At 70.2% G+C, this 25,668-nt stretch carries 10 protein-coding genes and 1 pseudogene; 5 read left to right on the forward strand and 6 right to left on the reverse strand.

Annotated features, from left to right (window positions below):
* Positions 1-34 precede the first annotated feature (34 nt).
* From CCN37_RS40895 to CCN37_RS15955, 3 genes and pseudogenes are all read right to left on the reverse strand, one after another.
* Positions 35-10,210, reverse strand: a pseudogene (locus CCN37_RS40895) (type I polyketide synthase); the annotation flags it as partial.
* Positions 10,211-10,237: 27 nt separating this feature from the next.
* Entirely contained in the window at positions 10,238-11,167 is a 930-nt protein-coding gene (locus tag CCN37_RS15950) for an ACP S-malonyltransferase (protein WP_086821562.1), read from the reverse strand.
* Between the two features lie 34 nt (positions 11,168-11,201).
* Positions 11,202-12,647 carry a class I adenylate-forming enzyme family protein gene (locus CCN37_RS15955; protein ID WP_086821563.1) on the reverse strand — a complete coding sequence of 482 codons (1,446 nt, stop codon included), beginning with the start codon at positions 12,645-12,647 and terminating at the stop codon, positions 11,202-11,204.
* Between the two features lie 673 nt (positions 12,648-13,320).
* Here CCN37_RS15955 and CCN37_RS15960 point away from each other — a divergent pair.
* The 3 genes from CCN37_RS15960 (at position 13,321) to CCN37_RS15970 (ending at position 17,886) form a co-directional block, all read left to right on the forward strand.
* On the forward strand, positions 13,321-15,006 hold the full coding sequence (locus tag CCN37_RS15960) for an NAD(P)/FAD-dependent oxidoreductase (protein WP_210408052.1): 1,686 nt from the start codon (positions 13,321-13,323) through the stop codon (positions 15,004-15,006).
* Positions 15,007-15,030: 24 nt separating this feature from the next.
* Entirely contained in the window at positions 15,031-16,587 is a 1,557-nt protein-coding gene (locus tag CCN37_RS15965; RefSeq protein ID WP_086821564.1) for an MFS transporter, read from the forward strand.
* Between the two features lie 72 nt (positions 16,588-16,659).
* Positions 16,660-17,886, forward strand: a complete 1,227-nt coding sequence (locus tag CCN37_RS15970) for a glycosyltransferase (RefSeq protein WP_086821565.1) — start codon at positions 16,660-16,662, stop codon at positions 17,884-17,886.
* Between the two features lie 10 nt (positions 17,887-17,896).
* On the opposite strand, the gene CCN37_RS15975 is transcribed toward CCN37_RS15970, so the two are convergent.
* Positions 17,897-20,674: a LuxR family transcriptional regulator gene (locus tag CCN37_RS15975; protein ID WP_086821566.1), complete on the reverse strand. Its 2,778-nt coding sequence runs from the start codon at positions 20,672-20,674 to the stop codon at positions 17,897-17,899.
* Positions 20,675-21,696: 1,022 nt separating this feature from the next.
* Positions 21,697-22,335 (reverse strand): TetR/AcrR family transcriptional regulator C-terminal domain-containing protein, encoded by a 639-nt coding sequence (locus tag CCN37_RS15980; RefSeq protein ID WP_246843077.1) that lies wholly within the window; start codon positions 22,333-22,335, stop codon positions 21,697-21,699.
* 80 nt (positions 22,336-22,415) lie between these two features.
* Here CCN37_RS15980 and CCN37_RS15985 point away from each other — a divergent pair, with 80 nt between their 5' ends.
* Positions 22,416-23,483: a hypothetical protein gene (locus CCN37_RS15985; protein WP_086821567.1), complete on the forward strand. Its 1,068-nt coding sequence runs from the start codon at positions 22,416-22,418 to the stop codon at positions 23,481-23,483.
* 8 nt (positions 23,484-23,491) lie between these two features.
* Complete coding sequence (locus CCN37_RS15990) at positions 23,492-24,013, forward strand: ester cyclase (protein WP_086821568.1); 522 nt, start codon at positions 23,492-23,494, stop codon at positions 24,011-24,013.
* A 3-nt stretch (positions 24,014-24,016) separates the two neighbouring features.
* On the opposite strand, the gene CCN37_RS15995 is transcribed toward CCN37_RS15990, so the two are convergent.
* Positions 24,017-25,666: a hypothetical protein gene (locus tag CCN37_RS15995; protein WP_086821569.1), complete on the reverse strand. Its 1,650-nt coding sequence runs from the start codon at positions 25,664-25,666 to the stop codon at positions 24,017-24,019.
* Between the last annotated feature and the right edge of the window lie 2 nt (positions 25,667-25,668).

Below are 25,668 nucleotides of genomic sequence, written 5' to 3' on the forward strand. Positions count from 1 at the left end.
CTCGCCGTCGCTGCCGAACTCGGGTCTGACTCGCTCACAAGGACCCCATTTCCTTGTCCAGCAAGTCGAAGATGTCGTCCTCGGTGGCCGAGGCGAGGTCGTCGTCGGAGGCCTTGCGCGCCTTCGCCGGACCAACCGTGCGCTCGTCCCACTTCGCCAGGAGGGCCTGGAGGTGGGTGCGGATGCCCGCGCTCTCCTGCTCGTCCGCGCCGAGCGTGGACAGGGTCGCCTCCAGGCGGTCCAGCTCGGTGTGCGCGGCGGAGACGGAGGTGGTGTCCTCGCCGAAGAGCTCCACCCGTAGGAAGTCCGCGAGCGCCTTGGCGTTGGGGTGGTCGAATACCACGGCCGCGGCGAGGTTGAGCCCGGTGGCCTTGCGGAGGCGGTTGCGCAGTTCCACGGCGGAGAGCGAGTCGAAGCCCAGCTCCCGGAAGGCCCGGTCCTCCTCAACGGCAGCCGAGCCGGAGTGGCCCAGCACCGCGGCGGCCGTGGCGCGCACCAGCTCCAGCAACGCCTGCGCACGCTCCACAGTGGACGCTCGCGCCAGGCGACCGGTCAGCGAGGAGTCCTTTTCCTCTTCTAAGACGGGAGCTTCGGTCAGCATCCGCCTCGCCTCGGGCACGCCGGAGATCAGCGTGCTCGGCCGCGCGGAGGTGAACACCGGGACGAAGCGGTCCCAGGTCACATCGCCCATCGCCACGAAGGTCTCGTCCCGGTCGAGCACCCGTTGCAGCGCGCTCAGCGCGAGGTCGGTGTCCAGCATCGCCAGGCCCTGGCGCACGGTCCGCTCGGAGACCTCGGCCTCGCGCGCGGCGTGCTCGCTGTTGTCGAAGGCGTTGCGGGCGGCCCAGATCCCCCACGCGATGGAGGTTCCCGGCAGGCCGCGACCCCTGCGCTGCTCGGCGAGCGCGTCGAGGTAGGTGTTCGCGGCGGTGTAGGCCGCGTGCTCGCCGCTGCCCCACACCCCGGAGATCGAGGAGAACAGCACGAACGCGTCGAGGTCGGCGTGGTCGAAGATCTCGTCCAGGTACCGCGCGCCGGTGACCTTCGCGTGCACGACCTCGGCGAACTCCTCCAGGGTGGTGTCCGCGACGAAGCCGAGTTCGATCACCGCCGCCGCGTGCATGACGCTCCGGATCGGCGTGCCCTCCGCCGCGACGCGCTCGACCAGCGCGGCGAGCGCGGCCTTGTCGGTGACGTCGCAGACAGCCAGCGTGACGCGGGCGCCGAGCGCGGTCAACTCCTCCACCAGCTCGGGTGCTCCGGGCGCGTCGGCTCCGCGCCTGCTGGTGAGCACCAGGTGCTCGGCGCCGTTCTCGGCCAGCCAGCGCGCGAGTTCCCGTGCCAGCACGCCGGTTCCGCCGGTGATCAGCACGGAACCGCGCGGCTTCCAGTCCCGCGTGACCGGAGTGTCCACAAAGGAGGATCGAACGAGCCTGCGCGCGAAGAGACCTTCCGGCCGCACCGCGATCTGGTCCTCGTCACCGGCTCCCGCAAGCACGCCCGCGAGGCGGCTCAACGCCCGCTCGTCGGAGGTGCCCGGCAGGTCGACCAAGCCGCCCCACCTGCGCGGGAACTCCAGCGCGACGGTCCGGCCCAGGCCCCACACGGCGGCCTGGTCGGGGCTGCTCACCACGTCGGTCACGGCGACGGACACCGCGCCTCGGGTGAGGCACCACAGCGGAGCCTCGATCTCGGCTTCACCAAGCGCCCGCACCAATTCCAGGGTTCCGGCGAGGCCCACGGTGAGGCCCGGGAACTCGGCGAGCTGGCTGGTGTCCAGCGCGAGGCCGGAGATCACGCCAGTCAACGGCGGGAGTGCCCTCAGCCGAGTGACAAGCGCGGCCCGGTCGGAGACCGCCGCCGGGTCCAGCTCGATTCGCTCGACCGTGCCGCCGTGGCGCTCGATCGCGGCCACTGCCTCGTCGAGTCCAGTGGTGGAGATGACGAGCCACGTGCCCGACAGGCTGGGGTTCGCGGTGTCGGCGACGGGCTCCCAACCGATGCGGTAGCGCCAACTGTCCACAACGGACTCTTCGCGTTGCTGCTTGCGCCACTGGGACAGCGCGGGCAGCACGGCTTCGAAGGCGGGCAGGGCCAGGGTCGTGGAGAGCGTGCCGAGGTCGCCGCGCTCCACGGCCTGCCAGAACTCCGAATCGACAGCACTTTCGGCGATCTGCTCGGCGCGCGGCTCCATCTGCAACCAGTAGCGCTCGTTCTGGAACGCGTAGGTCGGCAGGTCGACGCGACGACCGCCAGAGGTCGCCTGCGCCCAGTCAACGGCGACACCGTTGACGTGGGCTTCGGCCAGCGAAGTCAGGAACCGTCGCAGGCCACCGTCTTCGCGACGCAGCGAGCCGACCACGGTCGCCGGAGCGCCGGTCTCGTCGATGATCTCCTGGACCGCCACGGCCAAGCCGGGGTGCGGGCTGGACTCGACGAGCGCGTGGTGCCCGTCCGCCAGCAGCCTGCGAATGGTCTGGTCGAAGTGGACGGTCTGGCGGAGGTTGCGGTACCAGTACTCCGCCGTCAGCTCGGCCGTATCGATCGGCTCGCCGGTCACTGTGGAGTAGAAAGGGATCTCCGAGGTGCGCGGTCGGATCGGCTCCAGCGCGGTGATGACCTGCTCGCGGATCTCCTCCACGTAGGCGGAGTGCGACGCGTAGTCCACCGGGATGCGGCGGACGCGGACGTCGTCTGCGGCCAGCTCCTCCAGCACGGCGGCCAGCGGATCGACCTCGCCGCAGATCACGACGGACGTCGGGCCGTTGACGGCGGCCACGGACAGGCCGGGGTAGGCCGCGATGCGCTCGCGGACCTGCTCCACCGGGAGCGAGACCGAGCCCATACCGCCGAGCCCGGCCAGGTCCTCGGCGATCGCCTTGCTGCGCAGAGCGACCACGCGGCAAGCGTCCTCAAGGGACAGTGCGCCCGCGACGCACGCGGCAGCGATCTCGCCCTGGGAGTGGCCGATCACCGCTGCGGGCTCAACGCCGTAGGACCGCCACAACGCCGCAAGGGAGACCATCACCGCGAAGGTGGCGGGCTGCACCACGTCGACCCGCTCGAAGCCGGGTGCTCCGTTCAGGATCTCGCTCAGCGAGAAGTCCACGAACGGGGCCAGGGCCTCCTCACACGCACGGATGCGGTCGGCGAAGACCGGCGAGGTGCGCATGAGCTCCACGCCCATGCCGAGCCACTGCGACCCCTGGCCGGGGAACACGAACGCGACGCGGCCCGATTCTCCGGCGAGGCCCTGCACCACGTTGACCGGCTCTTCACCACCGGCCAGTGCGTCCAAAGTAGACAGTGCTTCGTCGCGGTCCCCGACCACGGCGACCGCGCGGTGGCGGTGCTGCGTCCGAGAAGCCAGGGTGTGGGCGATGTCGAGCAGGCTCGCGTCGGCGCGCAGCTTCCGTGCCTGCGCCGCAATGCCTTCCCGAGTGGAAGCCGAGATCAGCAGTGGTAGCACCTCAGGCGCTTCGTCAGCGGCCGGCTCTTCGACGGCGGGAACTTCCTGGATGATCAGGTGCGCGTTGGTGCCGCTCACACCGAAGGACGAGACGGCCGCCGTGCGCGGACGCCCGGTCTCCGGCCACTCCACGGCTTCGGTGGCGAGGGTGATGTTGCCTTCGCTCCACTCCACGTGGGTGCTGGGCTGGTCTACGTGCAGCGTGCGCGGAACGGTGTTGTGGCGCATTGCCATGACCATCTTCATCACACCGGCGACGCCCGCAGCGGCCTGGGTGTGACCGATGTTGGACTTGATCGACCCGAGCCACAACGGGTCTTCCCGATCCTGCCCATAGGTCGCGAGAAGTGCTTGCGCCTCAATGGGATCGCCCAGCGTGGTGCCGGTTCCGTGCGCTTCGACGACGTCAACGTCCGAAGTGGACAGACCGGCGTTCACCAGGGCCTGGCGGATCACGCGCTGCTGCGACGGGCCGTTCGGCGCGGTCAGGCCGTTGGACGCGCCGTCCTGGTTCACCGCTGAGCCGCGAATCACCGCGAGCACCGGGTGGCCATTGGCACGGGCGTCGGAAAGGCGCTCCAGCAACAGGATTCCCGCGCCCTCGCCCCAGCCGGTGCCGTCGGCGGCGTCGGCGAAGGGCTTGCAGCGGCCGTCCGGGGCGAGGCCGCGCTGGCGGCTGAACTCGATGAAGGTCTCCGGCGTCGCCATCACGGTGACACCGCCAGCCAGCGCCAGCGAGCACTCGCCACCGCGAAGTGCTTGCGCCGCGAGGTGCATGGCCACCAAGGACGACGAGCAGGCGGTGTCGACGGTGATCGCCGGACCTTCGAGTCCGAAGGTGTAGGAGATCCGCCCGGACGCCACGCTCGGCGCGCTGCCGTTGCCGACCTGGCCCTCGAAGCCCTCCGGGATCGCGGGCTGCAAGCGGCTGGCGTAGTCGCTGTACATGACGCCGACGAAGACGCCGGTGGACGTGCCCTTGAGCGAGCGCGGGTCGATGCCGCCGCGCTCCACGGCCTCCCACGAGGTTTCGAGCAGGATGCGCTGCTGCGGGTCGGTCGCGAGGGCTTCGCGCGGGGACATCCCGAAGAAACCGGGGTCGAACTCCGCCGCCTCGGCCAGGAACGCGCCGTTGCGGGTGTAGCTCGTCCCCACGTGGTCGGGATCGGGGTGGAACAGGCTGTCCAGCTCCCAACCACGGTCAGCCGGGAATCCGCCGACCGCGTCGCGGCCCTCGGCCAGCAACTCCCACAGCTGCTCGGGAGTCCGCACACCACCCGGGTAGCGACAGGCCATGCCGACGATCGCGATCGGCTCATCGGCCGCGACCGGCGCGACCGTGTCCACAGTGGACGGAGCGGCGCTGCCCAGGAGCTTGGTCAGCAGCAGCGCGACGATCGCGGCCGGGTTCGGGTGGTCGAAGACGAGCGTGGCGGGCAGCGACACCCCTGCCGCCGCGGCGAGCCGGTTGCGCAGCTCGACCGAGGTCAGCGAGTCGAAACCCATCTCCTTGAACGCCCGCGTCGCCGTGACCTGGTCGGTTCCGCTGTGGCCCAAGACGGCCGCCGCGGTGGTGCGGACCAGGTCGAGCAGCACGCGCTCGCGCTCGGCCTCAGCCAGAGTCGCCAGCCGCTGCGCGAGACCACCGGTCGGTGCGGTGCCCGCGACGGCGCGCTTCGGCGTGGCACGGACCAATCCGCGCAGCAGGGGCGGAACGGTCGCAGCACCGCGCAGCGCCGACAGGTCGAGGCGCAGCGGCACGATCACGGCCTCATCGACCAAGTGCGCGCCGTCCAGCAGCGCGAGCCCGGTGTCCGAGGGCACGGGGAGCATCCCGGAGCGCGCCATCCGCTCGACGTCCGCGTCGGTGAGGTGCGCGGTCATCCCGCTGCGCTGCTCCCAGAAACCCCAGGCCAGCGACGTGGCAGCCTGCCCGGTGGCGCGGCGGTGCTGCGCCAGGGAGTCCAGGAACGCGTTGGCTGCGGCGTAGTTCCCCTGGCCCGCGTCCCCGAAGGTCCCCGCAGCCGAGGAGAAGAGCACGAACGCTTCGAGGTCGCTGGTCAGCTCGTGCAGGTTCCACGCCGCGTCGACCTTCGGCCGCAACACCGCGTCCAGCCGCTCCGGGGTAAGCGAGGTGATCAGCGCGTCATCGAGGACGCCCGCCGCGTGGACCACGGTGGTGACGGGGTGTTCCTTCGGCACCTCAGCGAGAACGCGCGCCAGCGCATCGCGGTCGGCGGCGTCGCAGGCCGCGACTGTCACGTTGGCGCCAAGCGAAGTCAGCTCCGCAGCCAACTCCGCCGCGCCCGGCGCGTCCATGCCCCGACGACTGGTCAGCAGCAGGTGGTCAACGCTTCCGCCCAGCACGAGGTGACGCGCGACCAGAGCACCGATCGCCCCGGTCCCGCCAGTGATCAGCACGGTGCCCGCCTCGGCCGCCGTCACGCCACTGTCCAAAACGGACGAAGGCACGGCGCGCACGAGTCGCGGAACGAGAACTTCCTTGCCCCGCACAGCGATCTGCGGCTCATCGAGCACCAGGACCGGCGCCGCGTCCGCATCGAGGTCGAGCAGGGTGAAGCGACCGGGGTTCTCCGCCTGAGCGGAGCGCAGCAGCCCCCACACGGCGGAGTGCGCCAGGTCGGTGACGTCCTCGCCGGACCTCGTCGCGGTGGCCCCGCGCGTGGTGATCACCAAGGGCGTGTCGGCGAGGCGCTCCTCCGCGAGCCACCGCTGCACCAACGTCAGCGCGCGGTGCGTCGCGGTGTGCACGGACTCCGCCATCCCGCCGTTGCTCCCCGTGAAGGAGGCGAAAACGACCTCGGGCAGCTCACCTGAGAGCAGTGCGTCGATCTCAGCGACGTGCGGACCGATCTCCACGCTGGTGCGCTCGACAACAGGCGCAGCGGCCGGAATCCACTGCACGCGGTAGAGCGAGTCCATGCCGGTGTTGGAGAGCTGGTCGGCCGAAACCGGCATGGAGACCAGGGACTCGATGCTCGCGACCGGCGCTCCGGTGGTGTCGGAGATCCGCAGGGAGATCGCGTCGGAACCGTTGCGCGCCAGGCGAACTCGCAGCGCCGAAGCGCCGACCGCGTGCAACGACACGCCACTGAACGCGAAGGGCAGGCTGGCCGAACCGCTGGAGCCCAGCTCGCCGACCTGGAGCGCCGCGTCGAGCAGCGCTGGATGCAGGCCGAAGCCCGACACATCGCGGTCGAGCGCCACATCGGCCAGGATCTCCGAGCCGAGCTTCCACGCGGCGCGCACGCCCTGGAACGCAGGGCCGTAATCGTAGCCAGCCTCGGCGAGCTTGTCGTAGAAGCCATCGAGGTCGATCGCGGTGGCCCCGGCGGGCGGCCACACGTCCTCGGCGAAGTCGGGCGCAGGCGCTCCGACCGCGAGGACACCACTGGCGTGGCGGGTCCACCGCGAGTCATCGCGAGAGGAGTGCACCTGGATCGCGCGCTTGCCGGATTCGTCCGCAGCGCCGACCCAAACCTGCACGACAACGCCGTCGCGCTCGGGCAGCAGCAGCGGCGCTTCGAGGGTCAGCTCGTCGAGCAGATCGCAGCCCGCGACGTCGCCCGCCCTGATCGCCAGCTCCACGAAAGCCGCGCCGGGCAACAGAACCGTGCCCATGACGGCGTGCTCCGCCAGCCACGGATGCGTGCGCAGCGAGAGCCTGCCGGTGAGCAGCAGCCCGCCGTCCACCGCGAGCCCGACCTCGGCGCCCAGCAGCGGGTGGTTCGCGCCGCGCAGACCGGCCGCCGAGACGTCACCGACCGCGAGCGGAGTCTCCAGCCAGTAGCGCTCGCGCTGGAACGCGTAGGTCGGCAGATCGATGGTCCGAAGTGGACGATCGAGCCACGAAACCTCGGCGCCACGGACGAAAGCCCCGGCGACCGAGCTGAGGAAGCGGTCAAGGCCGCCCTCGTCGCGGCGCAGCGAACCGACCGCGAGGCCGTCGCGCCCACTGTCCTCAATGGACGCTTGAACGCCGACGGTCAGCACGGGGTGGGCGCTGGACTCCACGAAGATGCCGTGGCCCAGCTCGACAAGACGGCGGACCGTCTGGTCGAAGTGGACGGTCTGGCGGAGGTTGCGGTACCAGTACTCGGCGTTGAGGCCCGTCGTGTCGTACAGGTCGCCGGTCACGCTGGAGAAGAACGGGATCTTGGCCGCGCGAGGCGAGATCGGGCCGAGCACGGTCAGCAGCCGCTCGTGGATCGCCTCCACGTAAGCGGAGTGCGAGGCGTAGTCCACCGGGATGCGGCGAACGCGAACGCCCTCGCCGTCGAGCTGAGCGAACAGCTCGTCCAGCGCGTCGGGCTCGCCCGCGACCACCACGGAGTCGGGGCCGTTGACGGCCGCGACGGAAATCCTGCCGCCCCAACGGGAAATGCGCTGGTCCACGTCCTCGATGGGCAGGGCGATCGAGGTCATGCCGCCCTTGCCCGCCAGCTCCTCGGCGATGACCTGGCTGCGCAGCGCGACCACCCACGCCGCGTCTTCCAGCGAGAGCGCTCCGGCCACGTAAGCAGCGGCGATCTCACCCTGCGAGTGGCCGACGACGGCCGAGGGCTGCACGCCGTAGGAGCGCCACAGCGCCGCGAGTGACACGTTCACCGCGAAGAGCACGGGCTGCACGACGTCGACCCGCTCCAGCGACGCGGCGCCGGGCTCTCCGCGCAGCACCGCGAGCAAGTCCCACTCCACGAACGGTTCCAGGGCCGAGGCGCACGCCTCGATCTCCGCGCGGAACGCGGGCGCCGTCTCCAGCAGCTCCAAAGCCATGCCCGCCCACTGCGAGCCCTGGCCGGGGAACACGAAGACCACGTGCGAGGAGCCTTCGACAACGCCGCTGACCACACCCGGCGCGGGAAGATCCGCGGCGAGGGCGTCGAGCCCGGCAAGCAGGCTCTCTGGACGGTCGGCCACGACCACGCCCCGGTGCTCGAACAGCTCACGCGTCGCGGTCAGCGAGTGCGCGAGGTCGCCGAGCGCGATGTCCGGGTGCGCGTCGAGGTGCTCGCGCAGCCGCGAAGCCTGTGCCCGCAAGGCTTCCTTCGACCGCCCAGAAAGTGCGAAGTGCAGCACGCCCGCGAATTCTTCAGCTGGCGCCGAATCGTCCTCCGGCGCCTCCTCCAGGATGACATGCGCGTTGGTGCCGCTCATCCCGAAGGACGAAACGCCGGCGCGGCGAGGATGACCGTTGGCCTTCCACTCCACGTCCTCGGTCAGCAGCGCCACCGCGCCGGAGGACCAGTCGACGTGCGGGCTCGGCGCGTCGATGTTGATCGTGCGCGGCAGCACGCCGTTGCGCAGCGCCAGCACCATCTTGATCACACCCGCCACGCCCGCGGCGGCCTGGGTGTGGCCGATGTTGGACTTCACCGAGCCCAGCAGCAGCGGCTTCTCCGGCGCGCGGTCGCGGCCGTAGGTGGCCAGCACCGCCTGCGCCTCAATGGGATCGCCCAGCGTGGTGCCGGTGCCGTGCGCCTCGACGGCGTCGACCTCGTCGGCCTTGAGCCCCGCGTTGGCCAGCGACTGCAAGATCAGCCGCTGCTGCGAGGGACCGTTCGGCGCGGTCAGCCCGTTGGAGGCGCCGTCCTGGTTGATCGCCGAGCCCCGCACCACCGCGAGCACCCGGTGGCCGTTGCGGCGCGCGTCGGAAAGCCGCTCCAGCACGAGCATTCCCGCGCCCTCACCCCACGCGGTGCCGTCAGCGGCGGCGGCAAAGGGCTTGCAGCGGCCGTCGGCGGAGAGCGCGCGCTGCGTGCTGAAGGCGACAAAGGAGCCGGGGTTGGACAGCACCGCGACACCACCGGCGAGCGCCAGCGAGCACTCCCCCGCGCGCAGCGACTGCGCGGCCAAGTGCAGCGCCACCAGCGACGACGAGCACGCGGTGTCCACTGAGACCGCAGGCCCTTCAAGGCCCAGGGTGTAGGAGATCCGCCCCGACGCGACGCTGGTGGTCGCACCGGTCACCAGGTAGGCCTCGGCGCCTTCCTCGGCCTCGTGCAGGCGGGGGCCGTAGTCCTGCGGCTCCGCGCCGACGAACACACCGGTCTGGCTGCCGCGCAGGGACTTCGGCCTGATCCCCGCGCGCTCCAGTGCCTCCCACGCGGTCTCCATCAGCAGCCGCTGCTGCGGCTCCATGGCCTGCGCCTCACGCGGGTTGATGCCGAAGAACGCGGGGTCGAACTCGGTGGCCTGGTTGAGGAATCCGCCGGAACGCGTGTAGCTCGTGCCCGGCCGCTCCCCCTTCGGGTCGTAGAGGCCGTCGACGTCCCAGCCCCGGTCGGCGGGGAACTCCGAGATCGCGTCGCCACCCGCGAGCAGGAACTCCCACAGCTTCTCCGGGCTGTCCAGGTCTCCAGGGTAGCGGCAACCCATGCCCACGATCGCGATCGGCTCATCGGAGCCCGCCGCGACCGAGGGCGCGAACACCGCGCCACCGAGGCCCAGCGACTCGGCGAGCAGGTGCTGGGCCAGCGCGAACGGCGTCGGGTAGTCGAAGGCCAACGTCACCGGCAGGTCGAGCCCGGTCGCCGCGGCGAGCCTGCGGTGCAGCTCCACGGCGGCCAGCGAGTGCAACCCCAGCTCCCGCAACGGCCGGTCGGGCGCGACGGCCTCCGGCCCCGGCAGCTCCAGGGCTGCGGCGGCCTCGGCGCGCACCAGCTCCAGCAGCACGCGGTCGCGCTCGGCTTCGGACAACTCCGTGAGACGGTGCGAGAACAACGATCCTCCCCAGGACCTGCGCTGTCAGCGCTGGACTAGCGCCTTGCGGTGCTTGAGCGCGCGGTCGGGATCGACCGCGACGACCTCGAAGGACTTCGTGGAACGCAAGCGGCGGAACAGGTTGTCCGAGCCGGTCACGCAGACCTGCTCCACGCCGTGCCGGCGCAGGGTCTGCACAACCGAGTCCCACCGCACCGGCTGGACGATGCTGGCCAGGTGCAGCTCGCGGACCCCCTCCCCGGTGGTCACCAGCGCGCCGTCGTGGTCGGCGACGAGCGGCAGCTCCGGGTCCGCGAAGGTGTAGGCCGGGTAGATCTCCCGCGCGGCGTGCTCGCGCTGCGGCTCGAACAGCGAGCTGTGCGCGGGCGGGCGCATCGTGTACATCGAGTAGCCGCCCACGTCGCGGATGCGCTGCTTGAACCAGTCGAGGTTGTGCTCCCGCAACGAGACGTTGAAGAAGCCGTCCTCCAGGTAGGAGGAGATCTCCGCCCACTCACCGCGCTCGTCGAGCTCGCCCAGCATCTCCGCGAGCGCGTCGCCCGGCGTGCGGACGAAGGAGTGCGTGACGATGTCGGCGTTCTCCGCGCGGTCGAAGTACTCCCGCTCCCACCGCGCCAGATCGGCGGTCAGCCGCACCGCGTCGGCGAAGGACAGCGCCCCGGAGAACGCCGTCGCGGCGCGCAACCCGTTGCTGGGCCCCGCGCACAACAAAGGACTCAGTCCCAGGTGGTCCCGGGTCCAGTCCGCGACGGCGATCGAGTTCACCACGAACGCGACCTGGGCGACCTCGGTGTAGGCGTGCTCGGAGCGGCTGAACGCGGTGAGCACGTCGTAGCCCACCGCCTCCGAGGCCTCGGCCAGCCGCGCCTTCGCCACCGGGTTGACGATCATGAACTTGCCCACGTCGGCGAAGGTCGACGGCCCCATGCCCGGGAAGACCACGGCGGTACTCATGCCGCCTCCACTGGGACAATCATGTCGGCGGTACTCATGCCGAGACCCCGGCCGTCTCGACACCGAGTGCCATCTTCTCCAGCTGCTTGCGGTCGGGCTTGCCGTTGCGGTTGAGCGGGAAGCGCTCCAGCACGCGCACCTGGTTGGGGTGTTCGAAGGGCGGCAGCACGGCCGAGACCATCCCCCGCCAGTACCGGGCGTCGCGGTCCTGCTCGTCCTCGACGAAGAAGACCAGCTGCGCGCCCCTGCGCTCGTCCGGGATGGCGATGATCTTCACCGAGCAGCCCGCCGCGGCCAGCTTGTGCTCGATGATCTCCGGGTAGAGCACGTACCCCATGCGCTGCACCGCGAACTTGCGGCCGATGACGAAGACGTTGCCCTCGTCGTCGACGTGCCCGAGGTCGTTGGTGCGGAACCAGCCGTCGTCCAGCGCGACCTCGACGACCCCGCCGTCCAGGCCGAGGTAGCCCTCCATCATGTCCGGCGTGCGCACGATCAGCTCGCCGACCTCACCGGGCACCACCTCGGCGCCGTCCTCGTTGATCACGCGCACGTCGATGCCGTCCATCGGCTGCCCGGTCGCGACCGGGTTCTCGTTGGTGGCGAAGGCGACGTTGCCCATCTCGGTGCTGCCGTAGCTGTCCAGCAGCGGCAGCCCGAAGGTCGCGACCGCGCGCGGCACCAGCGTCGGGTCCAGCGGCGCGGCACCGACGCAGAGCATCCGCGCGGTGCGCAGCTCCTCGCGCAGCGCGGGACGGCGTTCCGCGAGGTTCAGGATGCTGCGGTAGGTCGCGGGCGTGGCGTCCACGACGGTGACCCCGGTCTGCCCGGCCAGCCGCAGCGCGCGGTCCAGCCGCTTGTACGGCGCGATCACCAGCGAGCACTTGGCCAGCCACGCGATCAGCACCATCGACAGGCCGTACTGGTGGGAGAAGGGCAGCAGCGGCAGCAGCACGTCACCGCGCCGGTGGCCCATGTGGTCGGCGTTGCGCACCAGGTTGCGCAGGAACTTCCCGCCGGACTTCACGATGCCCTTGGGCGTTCCGGTCGAGCCGGAGGACCACATGATCAGCCCGTCCACCCGCTCGCCCCACGGCCCGAAGTCCAGCCGCCGCTCGGAGTTCGACCACGCGATGTGCTCGTCCAGCGCGGCGACGAACAGCTCGTAGAGGTAGATCCGGTCCTCGTCCTCCGGCAGCGGGGCGTCGTCGTCCACCAGGCACCACGCCGCGCCGGCCTGCCGGGCGATGAAGCGGGTCTCCTCGGCGCGCTCCTGGTGGTCCACCAGGACGATCGAGGCGCCCAGGTGCATCAGCGCGAACAGCGTGCCGACGTAGGCCAGGGAGTTCCCGGCCTTCAGCAGCACCCGGTCGCCGGGCCGAATCCCCTTGGCGCGCAACACTTCCACCACTCGCAGGGTGTTGCGCTCGAACTCCGCGAAGGTCTGCACCGAGTCCAGGGCGAAGAACTTTGCCGTCATCGGATCGAACTCCTTCCCACCTCGTGCCCGAGCGCCGTCACCAACCGCACACCGCTGCTTTTCAGCCGATTCGACAATGGTGTCGAACGGTGACCCCAGTAATCACACAGCGTGCTTGCACATACAGAGTCGGGCGCGACAAACCTACGTCCGGGCAGCTCACGGACGACACCCTTTAGGATGCCCTTACACCCCCTATCACGAAGAACACGAAACGATAACAACGGGGTTAACGTGGGCTTTTCCAATCCGCTGGACACGCATGCCCTCGCAAAAATCGCAGACAATCGAAAAACCATTAACACGTGACTCACACCGACATGACCCGATCCCGTCGCGCGGACGAACATGCAGGTATAGGGGTTGTCGCTACGGCGACACAGTCCTAACCTGAGGATGATTCAACGTCGCTCAACTGCCATCGAGGACGCTGCGGTCCTTCAGGCAGCGCGTATTAGTGTTCTTGATCCACGGGAACGCGAACGGCCTCTCTCCATTACCGCGGAGACATCGCCGCGAATAGACTGGTCACCTCGGTCAACAATGTCGCGAGCATGCCGGAGTCCGTTGTTCACGGGGTTGAACCGGTGCGCGAGGAGCAGTGCCACGAGATCTTCGCAAACATTTTCCGCTCGGCGGTGCCCGGCCACCACGTTCCTGGGGGAACCACACGATGCTCTCGCTGCTGACCGACCAGCACGCCCTGCCCGAGCCCGCCGGCCCGCTGACCATGTTCGGCCCGGACTTCCCCTTCGCCTACGACGACTGGCTGGCCCACCCCGCCGGGCTCGGCCGGGTGCCGGAGCACGTGCTGGGAACCGAGGTCGCGGTGATCGGCGGCGGCCTCTCCGGGCTGGTGACCGCGCACGAGCTGATGAAGCTCGGCCTGCGCCCGGTGGTCCACGAGGCCGACCAGCTCGGCGGCCGGATGCGCTCCACGAGCTTCGAGGGCCACCCCGGCTCGGTCGCGGAGATGGGCGCGATGCGCTTCCCGCCCTCGGCGACCGCGCTCGGGCACTACCTGGACCTCGTCGGCCTGTCCACCGCGCCGTTCCCGAACCCGTTGTCCCCCTTCACCCCCGGCACCGTGGTCGACCTCAACGGGGTGAGCCACTGGGCGCGCACCTCCGCCGAGCTGCCGACGGTCTACCAGGAGGTGGCCGACGCCTGGGAGAAGGCGCTGCACGAGCACGCCGAACTGTCCATGATGGACGCCGCGATCCGCAGGCGCGACGTCGCCGGCGTCAAGGCGATCTGGAACCGCCTGGTGCCCAAGCTCGACGACGTCTCCTTCTACGGGTTCCTGTCGGCATCGCCGTCCTTCGCCTCCTTCCGGCACCGCGAGATCTTCGGCCAGGTCGGCTTCGGTACCGGCGGCTGGGACACCGACTTCCCGAACTCCATGCTGGAGATCCTGCGCGTGGTCTACACCGGCGCGGACGAGGACCACCGGCGCGTTCTTGGCGGATGCCAACAACTTCCCCTCAGCCTCTGGGACTACGCCCCTGAGCGGATGGCGCACTGGCCCACCGGTACCTCGCTGGCGTCGCTGCACGGTGGTCGGCACCGCCCGGCGGTGACCGCGATCGACCGCGTCGGCACCGGATTCCTGGTGCACGACAAGGAAGGCGTGGCCCGCGAGTACCCGGCCGCGGTCTTCGCCGCGCAGAACTGGATGTTGCTGTCGAAGATCCGCTGCTCGGAATCCCTGCTGCCGGGCCCGGTGTGGACCGCGGTGGAGCGCACGCACTACATGGGCAGCTCCAAGCTCTTCGTGCTCACCGACCGCCCGTTCTGGCGCGACACCGACCCCGCCACCGGCCGCGAGCTGATGAGCATGACGCTCACCGACCGGATGCCGCGCGGGGTCTACCTCTTCGACGACGGACCCGACCGACCAGGCGTGATGTGCTTGTCCTACACCTGGAACGACGATTCGCTGAAGTTCGCCGCGCTGCCCGCCGACGAGCGGCTGGAGGTCGTGCTCGGCTCGCTGGCGGCCATCTACCCCGGGGTGGACATCCGCTCCCACGTGATCGCCCCGCCGGTGACGATCACCTGGGAGAACGAGCCCTACTTCATGGGCGCGTTCAAGGCCAACCTGCCGGGCCACTACCGTTACCAGCGCCGGTTGTACACCCACTTCAAGCAGGACGGGCTCGCCACCGGCCATCGGGGGTTCTTCCTTGCGGGGGACGACATCTCGTGGACCGCGGGCTTCGCCGAGGGCGCGGTGACCACGGCGCTCAACGCGGTCTGGGGCGTGCTCACCCACCTGGGCGGCGCGACCGCGCCGGGCAATCCGGGACCGGGTGACGTCTTCGACCAGATCGCCCCCGTGGAGTTACCAGATGATTGAGCACCGCTTAGGGGACCGCGAAACATGATCAAATTAGGCAAGGCCCGCTGGGGCATCCTGGCCGCGCTGGCCATGAGCGAGCTGCTGGTCACCGTCGACAGCACCGTGTTCGGCCTGGCGATCCCGTCGATCACCCAGGACCTGCGGCCCAGCCTGTCGCAGCTGCTGTGGATGAACGACGTCTACCCGTTGCTGCTGGCCGCGCTGCTGCTGACCTCCGGCTCGGTCAGCGATCGCTTCGGGCGCAAGAAGATCCTGCTGCTGGGCTTCCTGATGTTCGTGGTGAACTCGCTGTTCGCGGCGTGGGCGCCCACCCCGGAACTGCTGATCGCGGCCCGCGCGGGAACGGCGGTCGGCGGGGCGATGATCATGCCGGCGATCATGTCGATCACCAGGGTGGTCTTCCCCGACCGCAAGGAGCGGACGCTGGCCATCGCGGTGCTCGGCGCGGTGCTCTCCATCGGCGCCGCGCTCGGCCCGCTGCTGGGCGGATTCCTCTTGGAGCACTTCACCTGGCACGCGGTGTTCCTGATCAACGTGCCGGTGATCGCGGTCGCGACCCTGGTGGTGCTGCGCTTCGTCCCGGAGTCGCGCGCCAGCGGCCCCGGCGGCATCGACGTCCTCGGCTCGGTGCTCTCCGTGCTCGGCATCGGCTGCGTCGTGCTGTGCATCAAGACCGCGACCAGCTCCGGCTTCACCCTCAACGCCGCGCTGCTGCTGCTCGGCGGGATCGTGGTGCTCGGCGCGCTGATCGTGTGGCTGCGCCGCGCTCCGCACCCGCTGCTGGACCTCAACATGTTCCGCAACAGGGGTTTCAGCACCGGCGTGGGTTCGGCGGGTGTGGCGATGCTTGCCATGTCCGGCGTGATGTTCGTGCTGGAGCAGCTGTTCCAGTCGGTGCTGCACTACAGCCCGATGCGCGCGGGTTTCGCGCTGTTGCCGCTGCTGCTGGCGATCGTGCTGTCCACCTTCGTCGGCATGCTGATGCTGCGCTGGGGCCACCGCCTGCTCTTCGGCGTGGGACTGGGGCTGACCTCGCTGTCGCTGTTCGGCAGCTGGCTCGCGCTGGAGGCGGGCGGCTACCTGCCGATCGCGGCCATGATGGTGGCGCTGGGCGCGGGCATCGGCCTGACCATGATCGCGGCCAACGACGCGGTGCTCACCGTCGCGCACATCGACCACGTCGGCAGCGCGGCGGCCACCGAGGAGACGACCTACGAGCTCGGCATCGGCGTCGGCATCACCGTGATGGGCGGCATCGCCTTCTCGGTGTACGCCGACTCGCTGCGCTCCATCCCCGGTATCAGCGAGCAGACCATGAACGCAGCGCGGGAGTCCGCCAGCGCCGCGGTCGCCGAGGCCGCCACGCTCCCGCCGGATCTGGCCGCCCGGCTGCTGGCCGATTCCGGGGCGGCGTTCATCGACGGCATCCAGCTCAACGGGCTCATCGGCGGTGCGCTGGTCGCGGTCGTCACCGTGGCCGCGTGCGCCCTGATGCCCAGGCACATCACCGCCGAGGACGAGGCTGAACCCCGTCATGAGGATGATCTTCAGGCGCCGGTGAAATCGTCGAGCGACTGACGCGCCCGCTGGGTCGGCTCTGTTTCCCTGGTTGCGGAAGCAGCGCCGACCCAGACGGGGAGCACCACCATCATGAAGATCGTCATCACCGCGGTCGGTGTGCGCGGGGACGTCGTCCCCTTCACCGGCCTCGGTCGGCGGCTCGCCGAGGTCGGCCACGAGGTCGCCGTCGCGACCGCCGAGGCCCACGAACCGCTGGTGCGCGCGGCGGGCCTGGACTTCCTGCACCTGCGCGGAGCCGACTCCTCGCACTCCGCGTGGGAGGAGACCGGCGCGGGCGCGGCGCTGGCCGGGGCCCGCCAGTACGTCGAGCTGATGCGGCAGCTGTGCGACGGCGTGCTCACCGTCGCGGAGGACGCCGATCTCCTCCTGCTGCACCACCTCACCATCCCCCAGGGGTACGCGGTCGGCAAGGCGCTCGGCATCCCCACGATGGCGCTGGAGCTGTTCCCCACCGCGATGGCGCCCACCGGTGACTTCCCCCCGGCCGAGGCGTCGCTGCCGAACCTGGGCCGCTGGGCCAACCGCAACCTCGACGGCGTGCTGCGGACGCTGACCGCGCCGACCGTGCGCTTCTTCGCCGACTTCCAAGCCCGGCTCGGCCTTCCCGCCGTGGGGCTCAACGCGATGCTGCGCGCGATGCACCAGGAGAACTACCCGGTGCACCACGGTTTCAGCCGCCAGGTGGTGCCCCGCCCGAGCGACTGGCGGCCCGGCCTGGAGATCAGCGGCTACTGGTGGCCCGCCGTGCGGGAGGACTGGACGCCCTCGGCCGAGCTGACCGACTTCCTCGCCTCCGGCCCGCCCCCGGTCTTCGTCAGCTTCGGCAGCATGGCCGCCGGTGACGGTGACCGGCTCTCCGAAATCACCGCAGCCGCGCTGCGCCGGGCCGGGGTGCGCGGGATCGTGCAGGCGGGCTGGGCGGGCCTCGCGGTCGCGGACAACGACGACGTGCTCACCATCGGCGAAGCGCCGCACGAATGGCTCTTCCCGCAGATGGCCGCGGTCGTGCACCACGGCGGCGCTGGCACTACCGGAGCCGCGCTGCGCGCCGGAGTTCCCGCTGTGCCAACGCCGTTGACCGCCGACCAGCCGTTCTGGGCCGCGCGCCTGAAGAAGCTCGGCGTGAGCCCGGGTTCGGTCCCGCTGCGCAAGCTCACCGCCGAGCGCCTCGGCGAGCTGGTCCACCGCGCGGCGCACGAGCCGTCCTTGAGCGCGGTGGCCGACGCCGTCGGCGAGCAGATCCGCTCCGAGGACGGCGCCGGCCAGATCGTCAAGGCGGTCGAACTCCTTGCCTGACAAGGGGTTCTCAGCAGATGCGGGCCTTGGGCTTCTCGGTGCTCTCCCAGACCAGCAGGTCCGCGCGGCTGTTGACCTTGAGCTTGCGGTAGACCCGTGTCAGGTGCTGCTCGACCGTGCTGACCGTGATGAACAGCTTGCGGCCTATTTCGCGGTTGGTGTGCCCGCGCGCGGCGAGTGCCGCGACCCGGCGCTCCGCCTCGCTGAGCTGCGCGAGACCCTTCACCTCGGTGGCGCTCTTGGTGTCCGACGGCAACGATTCCCTTGCCAGGGAGAGGAGATCGCCGCAGACCGTGCGCTCGGCGTGGCACTGCTGCGCCAGGTGCACGGCACGGCGCACCATCATCCTCGCGCGGTAGAACTCGCCGAGCGCGTAGTGCGTGCGGCTGAGTTCGGCGAGCGTCTTGGCCAACTCCAGCCGGTCCCCGCACGCTTGGAGGATGTCGGCTGCCTGGCGCAGCAACCCCGGTCGCTGACGCAGCTCCACCGTGGAAGCCAAGACCCGCAGGGAGATCCCGCGCGCGCGACGCAGACCGGCGGAGCGTCCGAGCTGCTGTTCGGCGAGTTCGCGCGCCTGCTCCCGCGCGCCGAGGCGCACCTGCACCTGGGCGAGTTCGGAGCGCCACGGGATCAGCGCGGGCGCGTCGGTGCCCCACTGCGTCATCAGCGAGCCACAGCTGCGGAAGTCCGCTTCGGCCGCCTGCGGCCGATCCGTCGCGAGGAAGTGCACCCCGCGCGCGAGCAGGTACGGCAGGCTGTACCGCGAGCGCAACATCAGCTCGGGCACCGGAAGGCGCAGCACCTCGGCGGCGGCGGAGTGCTCGCCCATCTCGGTCAGCGCCAGCACCCTGATGCCCTGCGCCGAGCGCGCTCGCACGCCCAGCCCCTGCACGCCGACGTGGGTCAGCGCCGCGGCCGCGTGCTCGTCGGCTTCGGTCAGGTCACCGTGCCGCAATGCGATCTCCGCGCTGACCAGCGACAGCACCGCGCGCCACGTCGGCACCTCGCGGCTGGTCGCCTCGCCGAGCAGCGGCACGCAGTAGTGCGCCGCGCGGTCGGCCCGGTCGGCGTAGACCAGCGCCATCAACGCGAACTCGATCGCCTCCAGGTTCGCCGCGCTGAGCCGGGTGGCCTGCAGGACCTCCTCCGCCGCGAGCACGATCTGGTCGGTGTTGCCGTTGGCCAGCGCCCTCGCCAGAACGGCCGCGGCCGACGGCGTCGGGCGCAGTCCGTTCGGCGAGGTACCGAGTTCCGCCACACGCGGCGCGGCGGGCAGCCGGGCGAGCAACTGCGGGAAGCTCGCCAGCAACTGGTGCCGCACCAGGGTGATCTGCCCGTCGCGGCCCGGCACCGACACGTCCCAGCGCAGCAGCAGCCGGTTCGCTTCGTCGACCCGGCCGAACCACAGCAGGCAGGACAGCAGCGAGAGCTGGTCGGTCTGCTCCAGCAGGTCCAGCTCCGCGAGGTCGACCAGGCCCGCCAGGTGCCGCGCGGCGTCGGCCGGGGCGACCAGCCACAGCGCCTCGACCAGCCGCAGCGTCACGACCGCGCGACGGCGCTGCCCCGAGCACGCCAGCTGCGCCAGCTCCAGGCAGCGCACCGCCAGCCCCGAATCGTCCACGGCGAGCGCGGCTTCGGCGGCTTCCTCCAGGATCGGCACCACGGCCGGGTCCTGGTCCCAGCCCACCGCGAGCAGCAGGCGCGCGATCGTCACCGGCTCACCCTGATCTGCCCGCAGCAGCCACGCCGCGCGCACGTGCAGTTCCGTGCGCTCCGTCGCGGGCAGGTTCTCCAGCACCGCCGCGCGCGCGGCCGCGTGGCGCAGCCGTCCGCGCTCCAGCAGTCCGGCCATGTTCAACGTCTGGATCGCCTGGATGACCGCTTCGGGCTCCAGGTCCAGCAGCCGGTGCAGCATCGACGGCGTCGCGGCCTCGTGCAGCACCGCCAGCCCCGCCGCGACCTCCGCCACCGGCGGCTCGCAGCGGTAGAGGCAGGCCAGCACCGCCTGCCGATAACCGTCGCCGACCACCGGTTCCGGACTCACCCCCGTCGGCAGCTCCCGGCGCGCCGCGCGATATCCTTCGATCAGCGCGTTGAGCAGCAGCGGGTTTCCGCCACTGGCCGCGAAATAGGTCGGAGTGGTCTCGTTCGTTGCCTCTTCTCCCAGTTCGGCGGCCAGTCGCCGCATGACCCCGGCGGGCGTGAACGGAAAGAGCCGGACGCGCTGGCAGTAGGGCTGCCGCAACAACTCGGCCCGAAAGTGCAGATAGGACGGGGTAGAACTCTCCCCTTCGGTGACAATTACCATCACGCGGGCCGACCGCAGTCGCCGCAGCAAAAAGAGAACGCACCGCAGCGAAGCGGTGTCCGCGTGATTCAGGTCATCGAGGGTGAGGATGACCGGCTGCTGCCGCGCCGCCGCGAACAGCAGTGAGCACACCTCGTGGGCGATCTGCGCGTGCTCCTGCGGGATGACGTCGCCCCCGCCGGTCTCCGGCCCGCCCGCGTGCGCGGCGAGCAACCGGGCGATACCGCCCGTGTCCGCCGGAATCCCTTGCAGCAGTTGGTGAAGGAACCCGAACGGCAGGCACCGCTCCGCACGCGAACCCGTCGCCGCCAGCACCACCGCGCCCGCGTCGAGGGCCTCCTCGGTGACCGCGTTGACCAGCTCCGTCTTGCCCACCGCGGCCCCGCCCGAGACGACGACGACCCTGCCGCGCCCGTCCGCGCACTCGGCGAGCAGATCGCGCAGAATCCGCAACTCATCGTCCCGCTCAACCAGAAACATGCCGCTCCTCCCCAGGTAAACGGCCCATCAACCAAGTGAATCCCTGTTCGGGCAGTGCACCCAAAGCCCAGAACGCGAAGATCCATCCGAAAGGCTAGTCATCACGCTACCAACCCCGCCGCCGCCATTCGGCGCAATTAGATTTACATACAAATACTGACGTCATTGACTCAGGCTACGCATCATTGCAAGAGGAATCAGAATCTTCGATTCGCACTCCGCCCCCGGCAACCGCACCATCCCACAAGCCACTACGGCGAAGTCCAATAGATTGAGAAACTTGTTCACACATCATCCTGAGGTGGCATCCGCCTGATGATTTTTGCCGCTCAGCCGTCATCCCCGCCCCCGGCCGCCCCACTCAGCTGTGCACGGCTTTCCGCGTGGAGGGCAAGCAGTCCCACCAACCCTCCGGATCATCGATGTCACCCCCTGGCCACATCAGGCCGCCCAGCCCGGGCCACCCCCGTCGCATTGCCCCAGCCAGAGCGCGTCCGGCCGCACCGCGTTCGCCGGTCTTCAACCACCCAAGCACTCTGCGACGCCGGGTTTGGGGCGGTCAGCGATGATCACCAAGGCGGTTCGGCAGTCCTGAAGCCCCGCCGCAACGCCCCCGGGCCTTTCAGCCCAGCAGCTCGTAGTCCACCATCTATCTCCACCGCCGAAACCCATGCAAAGACCAACCGCACGCCGACAAACCGCCAGCTCAACAAGTGTCTTCCCCGCGCGAGCGGGGGTGGTCCCGCCTCACGGTCACAGGCATGTCGGAGCCGGAGTCTTCCCCGCGCGAGCGGGGGTGGTCCCTCTGCGCTCCGGTCGTCCTCTAGCACTACGGCAGCCAGGGGTGCTTCCAGCGAGACGGCCGGAGTTTGCCGGTCTTCAAGTACCCACAACCCCGCTCTTCGCGGTCTTCAACCGCCGCAAACCCTCTGCCGTACAGGGTTTGCGGCGGTTAACGATGATCACCAAGGGGGTTGGTGGTCTTGAAGACCGACAAACCTCGGTGGCATCAGGCCAGCACCTCAGCCGGGCAGGCGGGATTCGAGGGCGACGAGCAGGAGGTCAAGGCCGTACTGGTACTCGCGCTCGTGGTCGCACGACGCCAAGAAAGGCGCGGATTCGGCGAGCGCCGGGAACGGGCCCGCCGAGAGGTCGGCCTCGCGCCGGGCTACGGCCGAAGCGTCGGAGCCGTCGAAGGCGGGGGTGGACTCGACCTCGCGCAGCACGGTGCCGACGAGGAACGCCAAGACGGCGCGCAGGGCGTGGACGGCCTCCGAGGAGGAGAACCCGGCGGCGCGGAGCGCGGCGAGGGCGGCGTTCGACGCGGCGAGGCTGCCACCGGAGACGAGTTGTCGAGTGAGGAGCAGGCGCGCGGCGTGCGGGTGGCCGGTGGCGGCAGCGCGGAAAGCGTCGGCGAGGGCGCGCAGGTCGGCCTTCCACGAGCCGGTGGGTTCGGGCAGGACCATGCGCTGGATGACCAGCTCGGCGATGCCGTCGATGACGGCGTCCTTGTTGGGCACGTGGTTGTAGAGCGACATCGCCTCCACGCCGACGGCGGCGGCGAGCTTGCGCATGCTCAAGCCCTCGATGCCGTTCTCCTCGACCAGGGTCAGGGCCGCTGCCAGCACCTTCTCGCGAGTCACCTTGTCGCGGGGCTCCATCGCACGCGCCTTCCAGTTGACGGACTTACAGTGTAAGTGCTTCGCTGTGACTTACAGCGTAAGTACACAGGGAGGCCCGCGTGTTCGATCCCGCCGACGTCGCAGCACTGCCCAGCCTCGGCGCGGCGGTCGAGGTGTTCGACGCCCTGCCCGGCGTCCCGGGCGGCTTCGGCGCGAAGCTGGCGTGGGCGCGCACCCGCGCGGCGGACTTCCGCAGGGAGTTCTCGGCGACGGGCACCCCGGACAGCGTGATCACGTGCGACCTGGTGACGCTGCCCTACCCGACGCGCTTCGGGTTGTTCCGCGCGAGCCGCGCGATCGCGCCGTTCCTGTCGATCACCAACCGGATGCTGGTGATCCGCTGGCACGAGAGCGACGGCCGCCAGCGGACGCTGTTGTTCGAGCCCAGCGACGTGGAGCGCGGCGAGAACACGCCGTACTTCGCGGCGCTCAAGGCGCGGCTGCCGAACTTCATGGAAAAGCTCGCGGTCACCCGGCACGGCACGGTCCAGCACCACCTGGCCCGCATCGGCATCCGGCCGGAGGAGGTCGACTACCTGATGTTCGACCACCTGCACACGCAGGACCTGCGCCGCTGGATCGGCACCACGGCGAACCCGCGCGAGGCGTTCTTCCCCAACGCCAAGGTGATCGTGCAGCGCGACGAGCTGGCCGGGATGGCGAACCTGCACCCGTTGCAGCGCCCTTGGTACCAGGTCAGCGCCTTCGACGACGTGCCAGCGGAGGCGTTCCTGGCGGCCGACGGCGGACTGGTACTCGGTCCCGGCGTCGCGGTGCTCAGTACCCCAGGGCACGTCTTCGGCAACCAGACGTTGGTGCTCAACACCTCCACCGGCATCTGGGCCAGCAGCGAGAACGTGATCGCCGCCGAGTGCCTGACGCCGGAGCACAGCCGCCTGCCCGGCATCGCGAAGTGGGCGCGCGCGTGGCAGCAGGAGGTCGTGCTCAACGCGAACACCCTGGAGACCACGGCGGACCAGTACAACTCGATCATCCTGGAGAAGTCGATCGTGGACCGCTCCCAGGCCGATCCCCGGTTCCTCCAGTTCTTCCCGTCCAGCGAGCTGACCGCCGCGTGGACCAACCCCGGCACCACCCCGACGTTCACCCACAAGACGCTCAGCTGAGGAAGACCATGCTCACCGACGAGGTCCGCGCCGCCCGCGAGAAGCTCGTGCTCGACCACTTCCAGGACGAGGTCGACCACCGCTGGGACGACGTGCTGTCGACGTTCCCGCACCCGCGCTACGAGATCATCGCGACGATGACCCTGCACGACGGCGACGCCGCGGTGCGCGGGTACTACAACGAGACGCGCACGGCGTTCCCCGACCAGCACCACGAGATCATCAAGCTGCGGCACACCGATGACGCGATCGTCGTGGAGTTCTGGCTGATGGGCACGCACCTCGGCCCGCTCGGCAAGATCCCGGCCACCGGCAGCACGTTCCGCACCCGGATGACGGCGTACTTCATCTTCGACGAGAACGAGACGCTGGTCTGCGAGCGGATCTACTTCGACTCGCTCACCCTGCTCCGCCAGCTCATCGGCGGGCTGGACCTGAAGAAGCCCGCCAACTGGTGGCTGCTGGCCAGGTGCGTCAAGGGCGCGCTGTCCATGACCGGCGGCAAGCCCGCCCCGGCACTGCTCAAATGAGCCTCACGGCGCGGGAGTGACCTTGTAGAACTGTCCTCCCGCGCCGAGGAGCACGCTGCCACCGGGAACGTCGGAGCCGGTGACCGCGCGCCAGCCGGAGCGGGTTTCCCTGGTGCCAACGGTTTTCGCCACGTCCGGCCGGGGCAGCCCGGCGATCCCGCCGCCGACCACCGTGCCCTGCGCGTCGACCACCAGCACGCACTCCGGGCGGTGGTGGTCGATCACCGCCCACCCCCTGATCGCGGAGTCCCCCTTCAGCGGACCCGATTCCAGGTGACCCTGCGTCGGTCGCCCCGCGCCGGGATCGGGCATCGGGCGCACGCGCGCTGGGTCGACTTTGGAACCCAGTTCCTGGCCGCACCCCAGCCTGAAAGAGTCCGAGTACGGGTAGGCACCCAGTGCCCGCACGGGCTTGAGCGCGCTGATCGGTTCCAGGCGCAGTTCCGCCATGGTCCTCGGCGCCTCAACGCGCACAGCGATCGCGAGCAGGTTCTGGTCCGGGTAGTTCGCGCGCACGGTATCGGCCGCCTTCGTGCCCATCGCGAAGGTCAGCAGCGCGACGGCCGTGGCCGCGAACGCCGTCGACCCGCTGGAGGGCTGCCACGCCAGCACCGCGAGCACCAGCAGCGCGGAGATCGCCAGCGCCGGGATCACCGCGTACCGGCTGGTCGAGCCGAGCTGCGTGGCGAGGTTGATCCGCGACAGGCTCACCATCCCGGCGACGAGCACCGCGTACAGGCCAAGACCCGCCCAGCCCGCCGCGCGCCGCACGGCCCCGTCCTCGACGCGGTCCCGCAGCACTCCGGCCACGAGCACCACCAGGATCAACCCGGTCAGCACGCCGCCGAAGACCGCGACGTCGCGGACGGAGGACCACAGGGAACCCAGTGTCTCCGCGAAGGTCGACAGGTAGCTCTCCGCGCCGAGCGGCTTGTCCGGAGTCGGCAGGTGCTCAGCCCGCTTGACCAGCAACCACGACACCCCGACCGCCACGCCGAGCCCGGCCGGGAGCACGATCTGCCACCCGCGATCACGCCGCAGCCACGCCACCAGAGCGACCGCGAACCACACCGGGAACGCGCTGCCGTAGCCGAGGCACCCCACAACTGCGGCGATCACCGCGAGCACCGTCCGGCCCCGGTGCGCGAAGAGCAGCGCGACCACGCTCGGCAGGTAGCCGGACAGGCCGTGCACGCCGTTCATGCTCATGCCGAACAGCTCAAGACCGCTCGGCGACAACAGCAGGAACGCGAAGACCATCGTCAGCGCAGCGCGCTTCGCCCGATCGAGGTCCTTGGGCAGCATGCGGTTCAGCACCAGCACCATCAGCACCGCCGCGAGCACCACGGCCATGCCCAGCGCCTGGTTCGAGCCGCCGAGGAAGCGGATGTCGATCCAGAACAGCAGGCCCGGCCAGACGAAGGGGTGCTCATTGTGCAGGTTCACCAGGCCGCTCGGGTGCAGCGAGCCGTCGTCGTTGGTGGCGTTGCCCAACATCGACCAGAAGTCAAGGAAGTTGAGCATGGGCGAGCGCAGCACCTCGACCACCATGATCATCACGGGGACCGCGGTGAGGGCCAGCAACCCCAGCTCCAGCCAGCGGTCCCGGCGATCGGTCATCACGGTGGCGGTCTCCGCCTGGTCCTCGCGCACCG

Origin of the sequence: Allokutzneria sp. NRRL B-24872 (assembly GCF_002155965.1) — a bacterium.
In the GTDB taxonomy this organism is placed as follows: domain Bacteria; phylum Actinomycetota; class Actinomycetes; order Mycobacteriales; family Pseudonocardiaceae; genus Allokutzneria.